Genomic DNA, 15,327 nt, shown 5'->3' with positions numbered 1-15,327 from the left:
CATGGCCTCCTGCCTTGAAACCCAGTCTGCACTCTCCCCACCGTCAGTTGATCGAGCTGCGCATGGAACATGCCGATCTCGACGCACTCATCGACCGGTGTACGCCCGAAGCGGCACCCGACGAACTCACCCTGCGCCGTCTCAAAAAGCGCCGACTCGTGTTGCGTGACGCGATGGAACGGCTGGAGCGGCAACTTCAACCGCAAGAGCCCGCCTGATGTCACTGGAGGCCATGGTGCCCGAGGTGTTTGCCTCCGATGGTGTGCTGGCGAGGGCGGATGGGCATTTTCAACCGCGTGACGGTCAGACCCAGATGGCCATTGCGGTGGCCCAGACCATTACAGAGGGAGGGGCGCTGGTGGTGGAGGCAGGCACCGGAGTGGGCAAGACCTTTGCCTACCTGGTGCCGGCCTTGCTGAGTGGCGAGCGGGTGCTGTTGTCTACGGCCACCAAGGCCTTGCAAGACCAGTTGTTCGCCCGCGATCTGCCCCGCTTGGCGCAAATCCTGGGGCTGCCCGTTCGCATGGCCCTGCTCAAGGGGCGCGCCAGTTACTTGTGCCTGCACCGCATGGAGCAGGCACGGCAGGATGCTCAGGCTCTGGACCGTGGCGTCGCCCGTGTGCTGGCCAAGGTGGAGGACTGGTCGCGCCAGACCGTATCCGGCGATCTGGCCGAGCTGACAGGGTTGGACGAGCGATCGCCCGTGATCCCCCTGGTCACCTCGACGCGTGAGAACTGCCTGGGGTCTTCCTGCCCGCGTTTTCGGGATTGCCATGTTCATCGGGCGCGGCGCGAGGCGTTGGCGGCGGACATCGTGGTCATCAATCACCATCTGTTCTTTGCGGATGTGGCGGTACGCGAGTCAGGCATGGCCGAGTTGCTGCCGACGGTGCGTGTGGTCGTTTTTGATGAGGCCCACCAGATCAATGAGACTGGCGTGCAGTTTTTGGGTACGCAGATTTCCACGGGGCAATGGATGGACTTTGCCCGTGACCTTTTGATAGCCGGGCTGCAGCATGCGCGCGGTCTGGCTGACTGGACAGGCCTGGCGCAGCTTCTGGAGTTGTCTGCACGGGACCTCCGTCTGGCCGTGGGCACCGCTGCTTTCCAGGGACTGAATGGCATTTCGGGAGGGGGCAGATTGCGCTGGACGGAGGAGGCTCCCGAAGGTGTCTCGGGCGCCGTATGGCAGTCCGCGCTGCGCGCACTGGCCTTGGCGTGTGCACAGGCGCTGGAGGCCCTGGACACCGTGAGCGAAATGTCCCCCGATCTGGAGCGCCTGTACGAACGGGGCGGTGCACTATTGGCCCGGCTGGCCAGGTTTTCAGGCCCGTGCCAGGCCGATGCGGTGCGTTGGCTCGATGTGGGCAACCAGTTGCGCCTGATCGAGTCCCCGTTGGACATTGCAGACGCCATGCGCACCCGGATTCTGGCGTCGCCCGCTGAAACCTCGGGCGGCGAAGCTTGGCCCGAGGAGCCTGGCGCAAACGCCGGCAGGGCGTGGATTTTCACTTCTGCGACCCTCGGTGCGGACGAGGCGTTGACCTGGTTCACCGAACGAGCTGGGCTCACGGATGCTCGCATCCTTCGGGTGGCCAGCCCCTTCGACTATGCGCGACAGGCGGCTTTGTATGTGCCGCGCCAGTTGCCGTCGCCTGCAGATCCGTCCCACAGCCGTAGTGTGGCGGACTGGGTTGCACTGGCCGCCGAGCCGCTGGGCGGGCGCACGCTGGTGCTGACCACCACGCTCAAGGCCTTGCGCACCATTGGCGACGCACTCAAAGCACGTTGGCAGGCTTCAGGCACGTTGGAGGTGCTGGTGCAGGGCGAGCGGCCCAAGCGGCGCCTGATGGAGCGTTTTCGCGAGGGGGCATCGCACGGGCGGCCGGGTTGTGTGCTGGTGGCTTCGGCTTCCTTCTGGGAGGGGTTTGATGTGCCAGGCGATGCTCTGCAACTGGTGGTTATCGACAAGCTGCCTTTTCCGCCCCCGGGAGATCCATTGGTGGAGGCTCGCACCCAACACATCGAAATGGCTGGTGGCAAAGCGTTCACTGCCTACGCTCTGCCAGAGGCGGCGGTGGCACTCAAGCAAGGTGCCGGGCGTTTGATCCGGCATGAAGCGGATCGGGGTATTTTGGTAGTGGGCGACACGCGCCTCATCACGATGGGCTATGGCAAGCGCTTGCTGGCGGCTTTGCCCCCCATGCGCAGGCTGGAATCGCCAGAAGAGTTTCAGTCTGCGCTGATGGCGCTTACCAAACCTTCCACCACGGATCCGACTTGCCTTTGACGCCGCCATTCAGATAGGCGCTTTGAGGGTAGGACTTGTCCATCACGCGGCGTGCATCGTCCCGCAGCTGGGTCATTCCGAGCGCGTCGTACGACTGGATCAGGATGTACAACGCCTCTTCCAGCGCGGGCACGCCCTGGTAGTCTGCCAATGCGACCTGCGCGCGACTGATGGCAGCCACATAGGCGCCGCGCTGGAAGTAGTACCGCGCCACATGCACTTCGTATTGGGCCAGCGAGTTGACGATGTAGGTCATGCGCTGGCGCGAGTCCTGCGCATAACGGGACTCAGGAAAGCGTGTGACCAGTTCGCTGAATGCTTCAAAGGAGTCTTTGGCCGCCTTTTGGTCACGCTCTGATAGATCCTGGCGCGAGATAAATGAGAACAGACCCAAGTTGTCGTTGAAGTTGACCAGGCCTTTCAGGTACAGCGCATAGTCCAATGCAGGGCTGGCAGGGTGCAGCTTCATGAAGCGGTCCAGCGTTGCGACGGCTTGCGCCTTTTCGCCCGCCTTGTAGTGGGCATAGGCTTTGTCAATCTGGGCCTGCTGTGCCAGTGGCGTGCCTGCCGCGCGGCCTTCCAGCTTTTCCAGCAGAGGAACGGCCTTGTCATACGCCCCGCTGTTCATTTCGTCCTGGGCTTCCGAGTGGATGCGATTGGGACTCCAGCCTGCCGTTTTATCAACTGTGGTGCTGGAGCAGCCAACCAGCAAACCAGCCAGCAGCAGGGCGGAAACAAGGGGCAGTGGGGCACGCAGCATCGCAAGCAGCTTTCAGCAAAGAAGGAAAAAGGTGCACAAAGAATGGCGCGAGGGTTCAGTCATAGGGGAGTGCGTTTGGCGTACTCGTCACGGAAGCCTTCGGCGCCATTTCAGGCACGAAAAAGCATTGTACTGGTGGCGCCAGCAGCGCCAAGGCGCTGCCGACGCAAGTCCTGTTGGAGAGTCGCAGGGGTTTCTACAATGCCTGCATGTTTGTTCATTTGCGCCTGCACACCGAGTTCTCCGTCGTTGACGGTACCAATCGCATCGACGAGGTGGCCAAAGCGGCCGCCAAGGACGGCCAGCCCGCTCTGGCCATCACCGATCTCAATAACCTCTTCGGGGCGATCAAGTTCTACAAGGAAGCGCGAGGTAAAGGTGTCAAGCCCATCTTGGGTGCAGAAATCTTTCTTGAAGGCGAGGCGGGCGGTGTCCCATCGCGCCTTATCCTCCTGGTGCAGAGTCGCCAGGGGTATCTGAATCTGTCGGAGCTGCTGGCCCGGGCCTGGACGCGCAATATCGTCAAGAACCTGGCGCTGAGCACTTGGACGTGGCTGGAAGAGCTGTCAGAGGGATTGATTGCCCTGTCTGGCGCGCAGGCGGGCCCGGTAGGGCAAGCGCTAATGAAGGGGGATGAGTCAGGTGCCGCTGAGGTTGCGTTGCGCTTGGCGGGCATTTTTCCGCACCGGTTTTACGTCGAGCTGCAACGGGCCGGCCGAAATGACGATGAAGCCCATGTGGTGGCAGCCGCTCAGCTTGCTGCACGGTTGAACCTGCCGGTGGTGGCGACCCACCCCGTTCAGTTTGCCGAGCCCGATGATTACGAGGCCCACGAGGCGCGCATCTGTATCGCCGAGGGGGAAATCCTGGCAAACCCGCGTCGTGTCCGCAAGTTCACCCGCGACCAGTATTTCAAGTCCTCGGCGGAGATGGAGGCCTTGTTTGCCGACCTGCCATCGGCCATCGCCAATACGGTCGAGATTGCACAACGCTGCAACCTGACCCTGGTGCTGGGCAAGCCGCAGCTCCCGGATTTTCCGACGCCCAACGGCATGCCCATCGACGAGTATTTCCGCTACGCGTCTTTCGAAGGGCTGGAGGAGCGCCTGAAACATCTTTTTCCTAACGAAGCTGAGAGGGACAAGGAGCGCCCGCGCTATGTCGAGCGCCTGGAGTTCGAGCTGGGCACCATCCTCAAGATGGGGTTCCCGGGCTACTTTCTGATCGTGGGTGATTTCATCCAGTGGGCGAAGCAGAACGGCTGCCCAGTGGGGCCTGGCCGTGGCTCCGGCGCCGGTTCGCTGGTCGCTTATGCGCTAAGAATCACTGACCTAGACCCGCTGCAATACAACCTGCTGTTCGAGCGATTCCTGAACCCGGAGCGCGTGTCGATGCCCGACTTCGACATCGACTTCTGCCAATCCAACCGCGACCGTGTGATTGACTACGTCAAGGACAAGTACGGCAAGAACGCCGTGAGCCAGATCGCTACCTTCGGCACGATGGCGGCCAAGGCGGCAATCCGCGACGTGGGCCGGGTCATGGACATGAGCTACACATTTTGTGATGGCATCTCCAAGTTGGTGCCCGGCAAGCCTGGCATGTCTTACACCCTGGCCTATCCGCCTGAGGTGAAAAAGGAAGGCGACAAGAACAACTATGCGCTGGAACTGGAGCCCATGCTCTACGAGCGCGTGCGCAAGGAAGAAGACGTCAAGACCGTCATCGAGATGGCACAAAAGCTTGAGGGTATGACGCGGAACATCGGCATGCATGCCGGTGGCGTTCTGATCGCGCCTGGCAAGCTCACCGATTTTTGTCCGCTGTACCAGCAGCCGGGCAGCGAGTCCGCTGTAAGCCAGTATGACAAGGACGACGTGGAAGCCATCGGCTTGGTGAAGTTCGACTTCTTGGGGCTTGCCACGCTCACCATTCTGGAAATTGCGCGCGAGTTCATCATGAGGCGGCACAAGGGCCAGGAGAATTTCGCGTTCGAAAATATTCCCCTCGACGACGGGCCCACTTATCGGCTGTTCTCCGAGGGTAAGACCGAAGCAGTGTTCCAGTTTGAAAGCCGCGGCATGCAGGGCATGTTGAAAGAGGCGCGGCCCAGTCGGCTGGAAGACCTCATTGCCTTGAATGCGTTGTACCGGCCGGGGCCTATGGACCTGATTCCCAGCTTTGTGAACCGCAAGCATGGCAAGGAAGAGGTCATCTACCCCCACCCGCTGGTAGAGCCGGTGCTGGCCGAAACCTACGGCATCATGGTGTACCAGGAGCAGGTGATGCAGACCGCCCAGGTGCTGGGCGGATATAGCTTGGGCGGCGCCGACATGCTTCGGCGTGCCATGGGGAAAAAGAAGGCCGAGGAAATGGCCGAACACCGCGCCATTTTCCGCAAGGGTGCAGCGGAGAAAGGCATCAGCCAGGAGAAGGCCGACGAGGTGTTCGACCTGATGGAGAAGTTCGCGGGCTATGGCTTCAACAAGTCACACGCGGCTGCTTACTCCCTGCTGGCGTACCACACTGGCTGGCTCAAGGTGCACTACACGGCCGAGTTTTTCTGCGCCAACATGACCGTGGAAATGGACGACACCGACAAGCTCAAGGTGCTGTTCGAGGATGCACACAAGATGGGGCTGTCGTTCGAGCCGCCGGACGTGAATCGGGGCTTTTATCGGTTTGAACCAGTCACCGACAAGATCATCCGTTACGGTCTGGGGGCGGTGAAAGGCACTGGACAGCAGGCGATCGAAGCTATCGTCGCGGCCCGTGAAGGGCGCGGTGAAGGCACCCAGGGTTCGACCAAAGGGCCCTTCAAAAGTCTGTTTGACTTCTGCGTGCGAGTGGACAAGGCCCGCATGAACAAGCGCACGGTCGAGGCCCTGATCAAGGCGGGTGCCTTTGATTCGATCCATCTCAATCGGGCGGCCCTGGTGGCCTCTATTGATCGGGCCTTTGACTTTGCTGCCGCAACGCTGGCCAACGTCAACCAGGGCGGGTTGTTTGACATGATGGGTGACGATGCCCATGGCTCCAGCACCCAGGAGCCCGATCTGGTGGACGCAACGCCCTGGGGTATCAAGGAACGGCTTACGCTGGAAAAAACCGCCGTTGGGTTCTACCTGTCTGGCCATCTATTTGACGAAGTGGCCACCGAGGTGCGCCGCTTTGTGCGCACCCAGATCGATGAGCTGCTTGACAGCCGCGAGCCCCAGATACTTGCCGGCATCATCAGCGACTTTCGGGTCATCAACGGGCAACGCGGGAGGCTGGGACTCTTCAAGCTGGACGACAAGTCTGGCGTGATTGAGGCTTCTGCCGATGAGGCGTTGCTCAATACCTACCGCAATCAGCTCAAGGAAGATGAGTTTGTAGTGATGATGGGCCGGCTGCAGCTGGACCACTTCAGTGGCGGTCTGCGCGTCAAGGTGCAGCAGGTGTGGGACCTGGCGGGCGCGCGCTGCCGGTTTGGCAAATACCTGCATGTGACCGTGGGTGATAAGGCGCCAGATGTGCCGCGCTTGGTGCGCGAGTTTCCGCCGTTGCGCGAAGAGGTCGCTGAAGGGGAGTTGGTGCACGGGTTGCGCGTGCGAATGGGCGTGCGCTGCCAGTCGGACGATGCTGTTGCAGTGGCAGAGTTGCAACTGGGCGAAAACGCGCGTTTCTACCCCAGCGATGCGGCGTTGGCGGCATGGACTGCCCAAGTGGGTGCTGGTGCCGCCAATGTGGTGTACGAGTGATTGAGTTCCCTGCAGAAGTTTCTGTAAGCCGTGGGTTGAAAAATACCTGGTCAACAACCAGCTTCTCCTGCAGCAGCACCCTGTTCGGGTCGCTAGAATGATTTTCATGGCAACAAAACCACCTTCACCCCCCACCGCGCCGCCCGTGATCCGGCCTGCGCGGGATGATGGCGGTTCGGTCGTGCTCGAGAGGCGCACCCAAAAGACCCAGCCGCCGCAGATGTACCAGGTGGTCATGCTGAACGACGACTACACGCCCATGGAGTTCGTCATCGTGGTTCTGCAGGAGTTTTTCAGTAAAGACCGCGAAACTGCCACCCAGATCATGTTGAAGATCCACCTCGATGGCAAAGGCGTCTGCGGCGTTTATTCGCGCGATGTGGCAGCCACCAAGGTAGAGCAAGTGCTTGACGCCGCCCTCAAGGCGGGCCACCCACTGCAATGTGTCAGTGAGCCTGTTGAATAACAGGTCTTTTGTCCCGATCTAAAGTTATCCCTTCCACGCAAGCACAAAGGAGTTCACATGATTGCCCAGGAACTGGAAGTCAGCTTGCACATGGCCTTTGTTGAGGCCCGTCAGCAGCGCCACGAGTTCATCACCGTGGAGCATCTGTTGCTTGCATTGCTCGATAACCCCAGCGCAGCGGAGGTGCTGCGCGCATGTTCGGCCAATATCGATGATCTGCGTTCATCGTTGGCGAATTTCATCAAAGACAACACCCCCCAGGTCGCAGGTACCGACGAGGTGGACACCCAGCCTACGCTGGGATTCCAGCGCGTGATCCAGCGCGCCATCATGCACGTGCAGTCCACGGGCAACGGCAAAAAAGAGGTGACGGGTGCCAATGTGCTCGTGGCAATTTTTGGCGAAAAGGATTCGCACGCCGTGTACTACCTGCACCAGCAAGGTGTCACGCGCCTGGATGTGGTGAATTTCATCGCCCACGGTATCAAGAAGGGCGAGCCGCCCGAGCCTGCTAAGGCCGAGAATCAGGCCGAGGGCGAAGAGGGCGGAGGTGGCGAGCGTAACGAAAAGGCGTCGCCGCTGGAGCAATTCACCCAGAACCTGAACCAAGCCGCCAAGGATGGCAAGATCGATCCATTGATCGGCCGCCATTATGAGGTCGAGCGCACGATCCAGATTTTGTGCCGTCGCCGCAAAAACAATCCTCTGCTGGTGGGCGAGGCAGGGGTGGGCAAGACTGCGATTGCCGAGGGCCTGGCTTGGCGGATCACGCAAAACGATGTGCCCGAGATCCTGGCCGAGGCAACGGTGTACTCCCTGGACATGGGTGCTTTGCTTGCGGGCACCAAGTACCGTGGCGACTTCGAGCAGCGCCTCAAGGGCGTGCTCAAGTCGCTCAAGGACAAGCCCAACGCCATCCTTTTCATCGACGAGATCCACACCTTGATCGGTGCGGGTGCGGCCTCTGGAGGAACGCTCGATGCTTCCAACCTGCTGAAGCCGGCGCTGTCCAGTGGCCAGCTCAAGTGCATCGGTGCGACCACTTTCACGGAGTACCGGGGGATCTTCGAGAAAGATGCTGCCTTGTCGCGCCGCTTCCAGAAAGTGGACGTGGTGGAGCCCAGTGTGGCCGAAACCATCGACATCCTGAAGGGGCTGAAGTCTCGTTTTGAAGAGCATCACAGCGTGAAGTACGCTGCAGCTGCCCTGCAGGCTGCGGCAGAACTGAGCGCCAAGTACATCAACGACCGCCACCTGCCCGACAAGGCAATCGACGTCATCGATGAAGCCGGTGCGGCCCAGCGCATCATGGTGCCGAGCAAGCGCAAGAAGACCATCGGCAAGGCCGAGATCGAAGAGATCGTGGCCAAGATCGCACGCATTCCGCCTGCCAACGTGTCCAATGACGACCGCGGCAAGTTGCAGACGCTGGAGCGCGACCTGAAAAGCGTGGTGTTCGGCCAGGACAAGGCATTGGAAGTGCTTGCCAGTGCCGTCAAGATGGCACGCTCGGGTCTGGGCAAGGGCGACAAGCCGATCGGCTCGTTCCTGTTCAGCGGTCCCACCGGCGTCGGCAAGACTGAAGCGGCCAAGCAGCTTGCCTACATCATGGGCATCGAGCTGATCCGTTTTGACATGTCCGAGTACATGGAGCGCCATGCTGTGAGCCGCCTGATTGGCGCGCCTCCAGGTTATGTCGGTTTCGACCAAGGTGGTCTGCTGACGGAAGCCATCACGAAGAAGCCGCACGCGGTGCTGCTGCTCGATGAGATCGAGAAAGCACATCCGGACATCTTCAACGTGCTGCTGCAGGTCATGGACCACGGCACGCTGACGGATAACAACGGCCGCAAGGCCGACTTCCGTAACGTGCTCATCATCATGACCACGAATGCTGGCGCCGAGACCATGAACAAGGCGACCATTGGCTTTACCAACCCGCGGCAGGCGGGCGATGAAATGGGTGATATCAAGCGCCTGTTCACGCCTGAGTTCCGCAACCGGCTGGATGCCATCGTCAACTTCAAGGCACTCGATGAACAGATCATCCTGCGCGTAGTGGACAAGTTCCTGCTGCAGCTGGAGACGCAGTTGGCCGAGAAGAAGGTGGAGGTCACCTTCACCGATGCCCTGCGCAAGCACCTGGCCAAGAAGGGTTTCGACCCGCTGATGGGCGCGCGCCCTATGCAGCGCCTGATCCAGGACACCATCCGCCGCGCCTTGGCTGACGAGTTGCTGTTTGGCCGCCTGACAGAAGGGGGACGCCTGACCGTGGATATCGAGATGAAGAAGGACGACAAGGGTGTGGAAACACCCGACGTGCTGCTGGATATCCAGCCTTTGCCGAAGAAGGAGCGTTCGGCGAAGTCCGAGCCTGCAGAGCCTGAAGAGGCGACGGCCGACTGACCTCGGGTTCCTCGCAGATCCACGAAAAGCCCACGGTTCACGCCGTGGGCTTTTTCATTGGCGATGGCCGCTGGGGCCCACACACCCGCAGAGGCGGTGTAGAAGTATTTTTTAGCGTGACGGCGTGGTGCGCGCGACCGGCGCGCCAGCGCGCCCTGCCTTGACCGGTTGTGTAGCTTGAGCAAGCAAGGGCGCACACTGCGCGTCGTCGTCAGCTCCGGGTACCGTTACAGGTAACAATGCCAAGGCTGCAGGCGCGGCCACCGCAGCGGCAATGGCTGCCCCGGCGCGCAACAGCAGCGGGCCTGGTTCTGCGCCCACATCGGGTTTGCCCAGCGTGCCGCGCACGTACAGCGGAGTGCGCAGCGAGAAGAACTTCCACTCCAGCGACGCTGGTTTCACGCTCAGGTTCAGGCGTTCCTCTGCCATGTCGATGGTGCCCGTGACATCCACCACCGCCTCGTTGGTGCTCAGCTTGGCGGTGCGGACCGTGGCAAGGCCTTCGCGCACCGCCAGATCTGCCACCGCGCAATGCAGTTGCACTTCTTTGTTGTCGCCAAACAGCTTGCCCACCACGATGCTGCCCACGTTGAGTGCAGCGCGGTCCAGTAGTTCGCGGCTCAGAGTGCCATCGCGCACATACAGGCGGGCCTCGCCGCTGCTGCTGCCAAGCCACTGCGCTACAGAATTCCCCTGGCCATTCAGCGCCATGGCGCCATCGAGTCGCCCCAGGCTTTTTTGGGTCAGTTCCACCTCGGGAAACAGTGCAGCGAGCCGCAGGTTTTGCACGCGGGTGTCCATGTGTACCGTCAGCGGTCGTTTGCGGCTGTCCAGCACCAGTTTGGATTCAATCTGGCCTTTGGCCACACCAAAATGCAAGGGTTCCAGGCGCAGCACGGCATCGTCCAATACGGCATGCACGCTAAGGTCCTCCAGCGGCAGGCTGTTGGGTCGGATCACACGCTGCCCCGCGAACTTGAGATCCATATCCATGGTGCTCCAGCGATCGGTTGCAAACGCAGCGTTGGGCAGCACCTTGCCATTGCGGCCAGGCTGGGCAGTCGCCGTGGTGGCTGTACCGAGCACTGGTCCCAGGTCCACCAGGCGCAACTGATTGGATGTGATGGCGCCTGAAAGTTTGCCGCGCGGCGCACCCGACACGAAGCGCAGATTGCCGTGCAGATCGCTCTGGCCTACCGTACCAGTGAAGTCACGGTAGTCCCATACAGCACGGCCTGGTTGCAGACTGCCCTGCAATCGCCCCTGGGTCTGAAATGCGGGCGTATTGGGCAGGACAAGACCCGTGAGTGCATACAGGTCTGCCATGCTGGCGCCTTTGAGCATGACTTGGAAATCCAACCCTGACAGCGCACCCGGATTTGCCAGAATGCCCCGAACGGCTGTTTCTACGCTGCCCGCCTTGGCGGTGAATTGCAGGGGGTAGTTCACCTCTTTGTCGCGCAGCGAGAGCACAGAGCCGGCCTGACCCTGACCCTCGATACGCGCCTTGCCCAGCGTGCCCTTGAGGTCGAAGCGCACGCCATAGACTGGGGTGCTAGAGGCACTCGCCGTGCCGGACGCAGGCGATGCAGCATTCCCCGATGCAACGACTGTCTGCCCTTCGCTCAGGGTGTCGACGCGGGCGGTCAGATCAAGGTCTTGCTTGGCGTCGTTATATGCCAAATGCCCCCCGCGGACTGCTAGCTGATGAATGCTGAACGCCCAGCGCGGCGTAGCGTCATCGGGATCCCTCTTTGGGAGCAGCGTCCAATTGTTGCTGCCGTCGCGCAGGCGGGCGAGGGAGATGTCCGGGCCAGACAGCTCCAGGGCATCAATGACCACTTGCCGCCCCAGTAGTGGCCAAAGCTTGAGCGATGCGCGCGCCATCTCGGCGCGTGCCGTGGTTTGGGGCGTTGCGGCTTTGCCAGGACGGGCAAATCCTGGCGGGTCTTGCAAAACCAGCTGGGTTCCCTGCACAGTGATGCCGGGAACCCAGCGGTGCCAACCTTCTTCAAGGGGTTGTGGCCAGTGCCAGGATGCGGATAAATCGCCCTCCACCGCAAACTGTCTTCCGGCTGCCTCGCTGAGGGTTTGGTTGATCCAAGGTTTGGAGCGGTTCCAATCCCACTGGCTCAGCGTCACAGCGCCTATCAGCAGCAGTCCTACCATGACTCCCGCTACGCCACAGGCAATGCGGACCCTGCTCTGGCCCTGCCTCAGGCGAGGCGTTAAAGTCACTCCCGCTGGTGCCATTGCCGTCGCCGTTGCGCGTGCAGATGTGGTGTGCTGGTCCGTTTGGGGTCTTGTCATAGAGCAGCCATGCTAGCCCGCAGAACGCAAATTTGCGTCGATTGCGTTGGTCAACAGGCCTTTTGGCGTGCTTGTCCTACAGCGCTGCTCTGCATGGGCTTTGTGCTCCACCTGTATGCGCGGGTGAAGCGCTATCCCCGGTCGGGACTGGCGTATCTTGACGCCGACCAACCCCCTAGAATTTGCACGCCATGCACAACCCTCGCCATCCCCATGTATTGCCCGTGCGCGATGGGGTGAGCCCCAGCTGCGTGGTACTGCCAGTGCGAGGGCAGGGCAGCATGCTGGATTTTTTGACAGAGCGGCTGCCGGCCGTGTCCCGTGAAGGGTGGCACGAGCGCATGGAGGCGGGTGTCGTGGTGGATGAACGCGGGCAGGCCGTGTTGCCTGATCGGGCTTTTGAGGGAGGGCTGCGCCTTTACTACTATCGCAGCCTTCCGGCCGAGCCCGCCTTGCCGTTCAGTGAAGCGGTGGTGTATCAGGACGAGCATCTGGTGGTGGCAGATAAGCCGCACTTCATGCCGGTAACGCCCTCAGGCCGGTATCTGCATAACACCTTGCTGGTACGCCTCAAACGCCGGTTGGGGCTGCCCGAGCTTTCGCCATTGCACCGCATTGACCGTGATACGGCTGGGTTGGTGATGCTGTCAGTGCATCAGGCAACGCGCGGGGCGTATCAGGCGCTGTTCCGCGATCGGCAGATCATCAAGCATTACGAGGCCGTTGCACCGTGGCGCGCTGACCTGACCTTCCCGCGTGACCACCGCAGCCGGTTGGAGGAGAGTCCGCAGTTCTTTCGTATGCAAGAGGTGTCGGGCGAGCCCAATAGCTACACCCATATCCAGGTGCTAGAGGTCGCAGGCGACTGGGCTCGGTACCTGCTGTCGCCCGTCACTGGCAAGCGCCACCAGTTGCGCGTGCATATGGCTGCCCTGGGGCTGCCACTGCGCAACGACCCTTTTTATCCCGTCGTCAACGACCCGCCCGAAGGCGACTACTCGCGGCCTCTGCAGCTGCTGGCGCGGTCTCTGGAGTTTGTGGATCCCGTCACTGGGGTGCAAAGGGTTTTTGAAAGCAGACAGGCGCTGAGCCTGCCTTGAACACGCTGGGACCTCGACGCAGACCTGCATGACGACTTCTGTGTCTGCAGCAGCGGGTTGTTGTGGTGGTGAGTTTTTGCAAGGGTTTTCCCTATGCCTAAAAAGGCCATTGCACTGGCGATGGTTTTGTTTTTGCGCGACTTCGGGTACTTTGGTTCTCCGTATGCAAGTCGATGCATAAATTACCCAAACGCACCAGATGATTCCCTCAAGCTCCCGCCATTCCGTCGCCTTCAAGCTGTCCTTGACGGCTTTGCTCAGTCTGTTGGCGGTTTTGTTGGCCACGATGGGCGTCGTCAGTACCCTGCTCTGGAAAGACTTCGGTCGCCTCGCGCGTGGTGATGCCATGCAATACGCCGCCCAGGTACGCACTTTGGTCCAGACCTTTGATGAAACGGCGCAAGAGCAGGCCAAGCGCGACTTCACCCTGTTCAAGGCGAATTTCCCAGGTCAATTCACCGTCGCAGAGTCGCCCGGGGCCGATGGAAAGCCCGAGGCGGTGCTGTCTTTCCAGGGGGCCTCCGTCAACGGCGACTTTGAAGTGGTGGACCGATTCTCCAAGGACAGCACGGGAGCAGTGGCCACGATTTTCGCGCGCACCGGCGACGATTTCATTCGTGTGACCACATCCCTCAAAAAGCAGGATGGTGAGCGTGCTTACAAGACCCTGCTGGACCGTAAGCACCCGGCCTATGCCCTCATGAATGAGGGCAAAACCTATATCGGCCGTGCCAGCCTGTTTGGCCGTGAGTACATGACCGTGTATGAGCCCATCCGCGACGGGACTCGCACCATCGGCATCCTGTTCATTGGCTCCGACATGGGTGCCATTCTGGGCAAGCTCGACACCGTGATGGCGGGACAAAAATTGTTTACCTCGGGTGCTGTGTATGCCGTCAATCTCTCATCAGGCCCCGCACGGGGCAGTGTTTTCGGGTTGCCCGGCGCTGGCAAGTCCCTGAAGTTGGATGACAAGGACGACAACGCCAAGGCTTGGCTGGCGTCGTTGGCTGCGGTCCAGTCCTCTGGCGATCTGGAGTCCGGTTGGTCGCCCCGTCGCAGCGGTGAGAGTGATACCGCCACCCGCTACGTGGCGGTTGAGCACTACAAACCCTGGAGCTGGGCCATCGTTGCCGAGGCACCTTTGACAGAGATGATGAGTGAGGCGCGCGGCGTGCTCACCTGGCTTTGGCTGGGTGTGGCGGTGGCACTCGCGTTGCTCACTGTGGTGCTGTTGGTGGCTACGCGCAGGCTGGTGGGTGCCCCTGTGCAGCAGCTAAGCACAGCCCTTGGCTATCTGGCGCAGGGGGATCTCACGCACGCGGTGTCCGTCCGGTCGCGCGATGAAATCGGCTCTCTGGCCCAGGCCATGGAAGGCTTTCGCGTCCGGTTGGTGGAAAGTTTGGGCACGGTGCGTACCAGTGCCGTCAGCGTATCCGCTGCCAGTACGGAGATTGCACAGGGCAACCAGGACCTGTCGGGGCGCACCGAAAGTCAAGCCAGTGCGTTGGAGCAGACGGCGGCCAGTATGGAGCAACTGGGCGCCACCATACGCCACAACGCCGACAGCGCAAGCCAAGCCAACCAACTGGCCGTGGGGGCCAGCCGGATTGCCCAGCAGGGTGGTGAGGTGGTGTCCAAAGTGGTCCGCACGATGCAGGACATCAACAACAGCAGCCAGAGGATCGCCGACATCATTGGTGTGATCGACGGCATTGCTTTTCAGACCAACATCCTGGCGCTCAACGCGGCGGTCGAGGCGGCACGCGCGGGTGAACAAGGTCGCGGCTTCGCGGTGGTGGCCGCCGAGGTGCGTAACCTGGCCCAGCGCACGGCAGCCGAAGCCAAGGCCATCAAGGAGCTGATTGGCGCCAGCAGCGCCATGGTGCAACAGGGCTCGGTGCTGGCCGATCAGGCGGGCACCACGATGCAGGAAGTCGTCAGCTCTATCCAGCGCGTGGCCGATATGGTCTCTGAAATCAGCGCGGCCAGTAACGAGCAGACCGCCGGAGTTGGCCAGGTGGGTGAGGCTGTCACACAGCTCGACCAGACCACGCAGCAGAATGCGGCGCTGGTGGAGGAAATGGCTGCGGCTGCCAGCAGCCTGCGCACGCAGGCACAGCAGATGGTTGAGGCCATTGCGCGGTTCAACCTGGGCCAGGATGCAACAACGGCGCGTATGCATGTGCCCGCGTCGGACCGTGCCGTGCCAAAGCTCGGCGGCTAGAGAGCATCGACAGAAAGACATCAGC

9 protein-coding genes are annotated in these 15,327 nt (G+C 61.2%); 7 read left to right on the top strand and 2 right to left on the bottom strand.

Features of this window, described 5'->3' with window-relative positions; genetic code table 11:
• Positions 1-14: 14 nt before the first annotated feature.
• Together AC07X4_RS00915 and yoaA are read left to right on the top strand one after the other, a co-directional pair.
• Positions 15-218, top strand: coding sequence for a YdcH family protein (locus tag AC07X4_RS00915; protein ID WP_146870768.1), 204 nt, complete (start codon positions 15-17; stop codon positions 216-218).
• Positions 218-2,290, top strand: a complete 2,073-nt coding sequence (gene yoaA / locus AC07X4_RS00910; protein ID WP_494738948.1) for a DNA repair helicase YoaA — start codon at positions 218-220, stop codon at positions 2,288-2,290. Before AC07X4_RS00915 ends, yoaA begins: the two co-directional genes overlap by 1 nt.
• Here yoaA and AC07X4_RS00905 read toward each other — a convergent pair.
• Complete coding sequence (locus tag AC07X4_RS00905; RefSeq protein WP_056744462.1) at positions 2,253-3,050, bottom strand: outer membrane protein assembly factor BamD; 798 nt, start codon at positions 3,048-3,050, stop codon at positions 2,253-2,255. The two genes, yoaA and AC07X4_RS00905, sit on opposite strands and share 38 nt — an antisense overlap.
• 209 nt (positions 3,051-3,259) lie before the next feature.
• On the opposite strand from AC07X4_RS00905, the gene dnaE reads away from it, so the two are divergent.
• From dnaE to clpA, 3 genes are all read left to right on the top strand, one after another.
• Complete coding sequence (gene dnaE, locus AC07X4_RS00900; RefSeq protein WP_494738947.1) at positions 3,260-6,793, top strand: DNA polymerase III subunit alpha; 3,534 nt, start codon at positions 3,260-3,262, stop codon at positions 6,791-6,793.
• A 97-nt stretch (positions 6,794-6,890) separates the two neighbouring features.
• Positions 6,891-7,259 (top strand): ATP-dependent Clp protease adapter ClpS, encoded by a 369-nt coding sequence (gene clpS, locus AC07X4_RS00895; RefSeq protein ID WP_494738946.1) that lies wholly within the window; start codon positions 6,891-6,893, stop codon positions 7,257-7,259.
• Positions 7,260-7,316: 57 nt separating this feature from the next.
• The gene (gene clpA, locus AC07X4_RS00890) at positions 7,317-9,665 is read left to right on the top strand and encodes an ATP-dependent Clp protease ATP-binding subunit ClpA (RefSeq protein ID WP_108499250.1); all 2,349 of its coding nucleotides are present in this window, start codon (positions 7,317-7,319) and stop codon (positions 9,663-9,665) included.
• Between the two features lie 111 nt (positions 9,666-9,776).
• On the opposite strand, the gene AC07X4_RS00885 is transcribed toward clpA, so the two are convergent.
• On the bottom strand, positions 9,777-11,834 hold the full coding sequence (locus AC07X4_RS00885) for an AsmA family protein (protein ID WP_494738945.1): 2,058 nt from the start codon (positions 11,832-11,834) through the stop codon (positions 9,777-9,779).
• Between the two features lie 332 nt (positions 11,835-12,166).
• Here AC07X4_RS00885 and AC07X4_RS00880 point away from each other — a divergent pair, with 332 nt between their 5' ends.
• Both AC07X4_RS00880 and AC07X4_RS00875 read left to right on the top strand, forming a co-directional pair.
• Positions 12,167-13,075, top strand: coding sequence for a pseudouridine synthase (locus AC07X4_RS00880; RefSeq protein ID WP_494738944.1), 909 nt, complete (start codon positions 12,167-12,169; stop codon positions 13,073-13,075).
• A gap of 286 nt (positions 13,076-13,361) precedes the next feature.
• Complete coding sequence (locus tag AC07X4_RS00875; protein ID WP_494738943.1) at positions 13,362-15,302, top strand: Cache 3/Cache 2 fusion domain-containing protein; 1,941 nt, start codon at positions 13,362-13,364, stop codon at positions 15,300-15,302.
• Positions 15,303-15,327 lie beyond the last annotated feature (25 nt).

Source organism: Acidovorax sp. GW460-11-11-14-LB4, from assembly GCF_059423685.1.
This window is presented reverse-complemented; position numbering and strand designations above follow the sequence as displayed.

Excerpts from the sequence above, each read along its gene's own strand:
- yoaA (WP_494738948.1), top strand. The coding sequence starts at position 218 with ATGTCACTGGAGGCCATGGTGCCCGAGGTGTTTGCCTCCGATGGTGTG.
- AC07X4_RS00905 (WP_056744462.1), bottom strand. The coding sequence starts at position 3,050 with ATGCTGCGTGCCCCACTGCCCCTTGTTTCCGCCCTGCTGCTGGCTGGT.
- dnaE (WP_494738947.1), top strand. The coding sequence starts at position 3,260 with ATGTTTGTTCATTTGCGCCTGCACACCGAGTTCTCCGTCGTTGACGGT.
- clpS (WP_494738946.1), top strand. The coding sequence starts at position 6,891 with ATGATTTTCATGGCAACAAAACCACCTTCACCCCCCACCGCGCCGCCC.
- clpA (WP_108499250.1), top strand. The coding sequence starts at position 7,317 with ATGATTGCCCAGGAACTGGAAGTCAGCTTGCACATGGCCTTTGTTGAG.
- AC07X4_RS00885 (WP_494738945.1), bottom strand. The coding sequence starts at position 11,834 with ATGGTAGGACTGCTGCTGATAGGCGCTGTGACGCTGAGCCAGTGGGAT.
- AC07X4_RS00880 (WP_494738944.1), top strand. The coding sequence starts at position 12,167 with ATGCACAACCCTCGCCATCCCCATGTATTGCCCGTGCGCGATGGGGTG.
- AC07X4_RS00875 (WP_494738943.1), top strand. The coding sequence starts at position 13,362 with ATGGGCGTCGTCAGTACCCTGCTCTGGAAAGACTTCGGTCGCCTCGCG.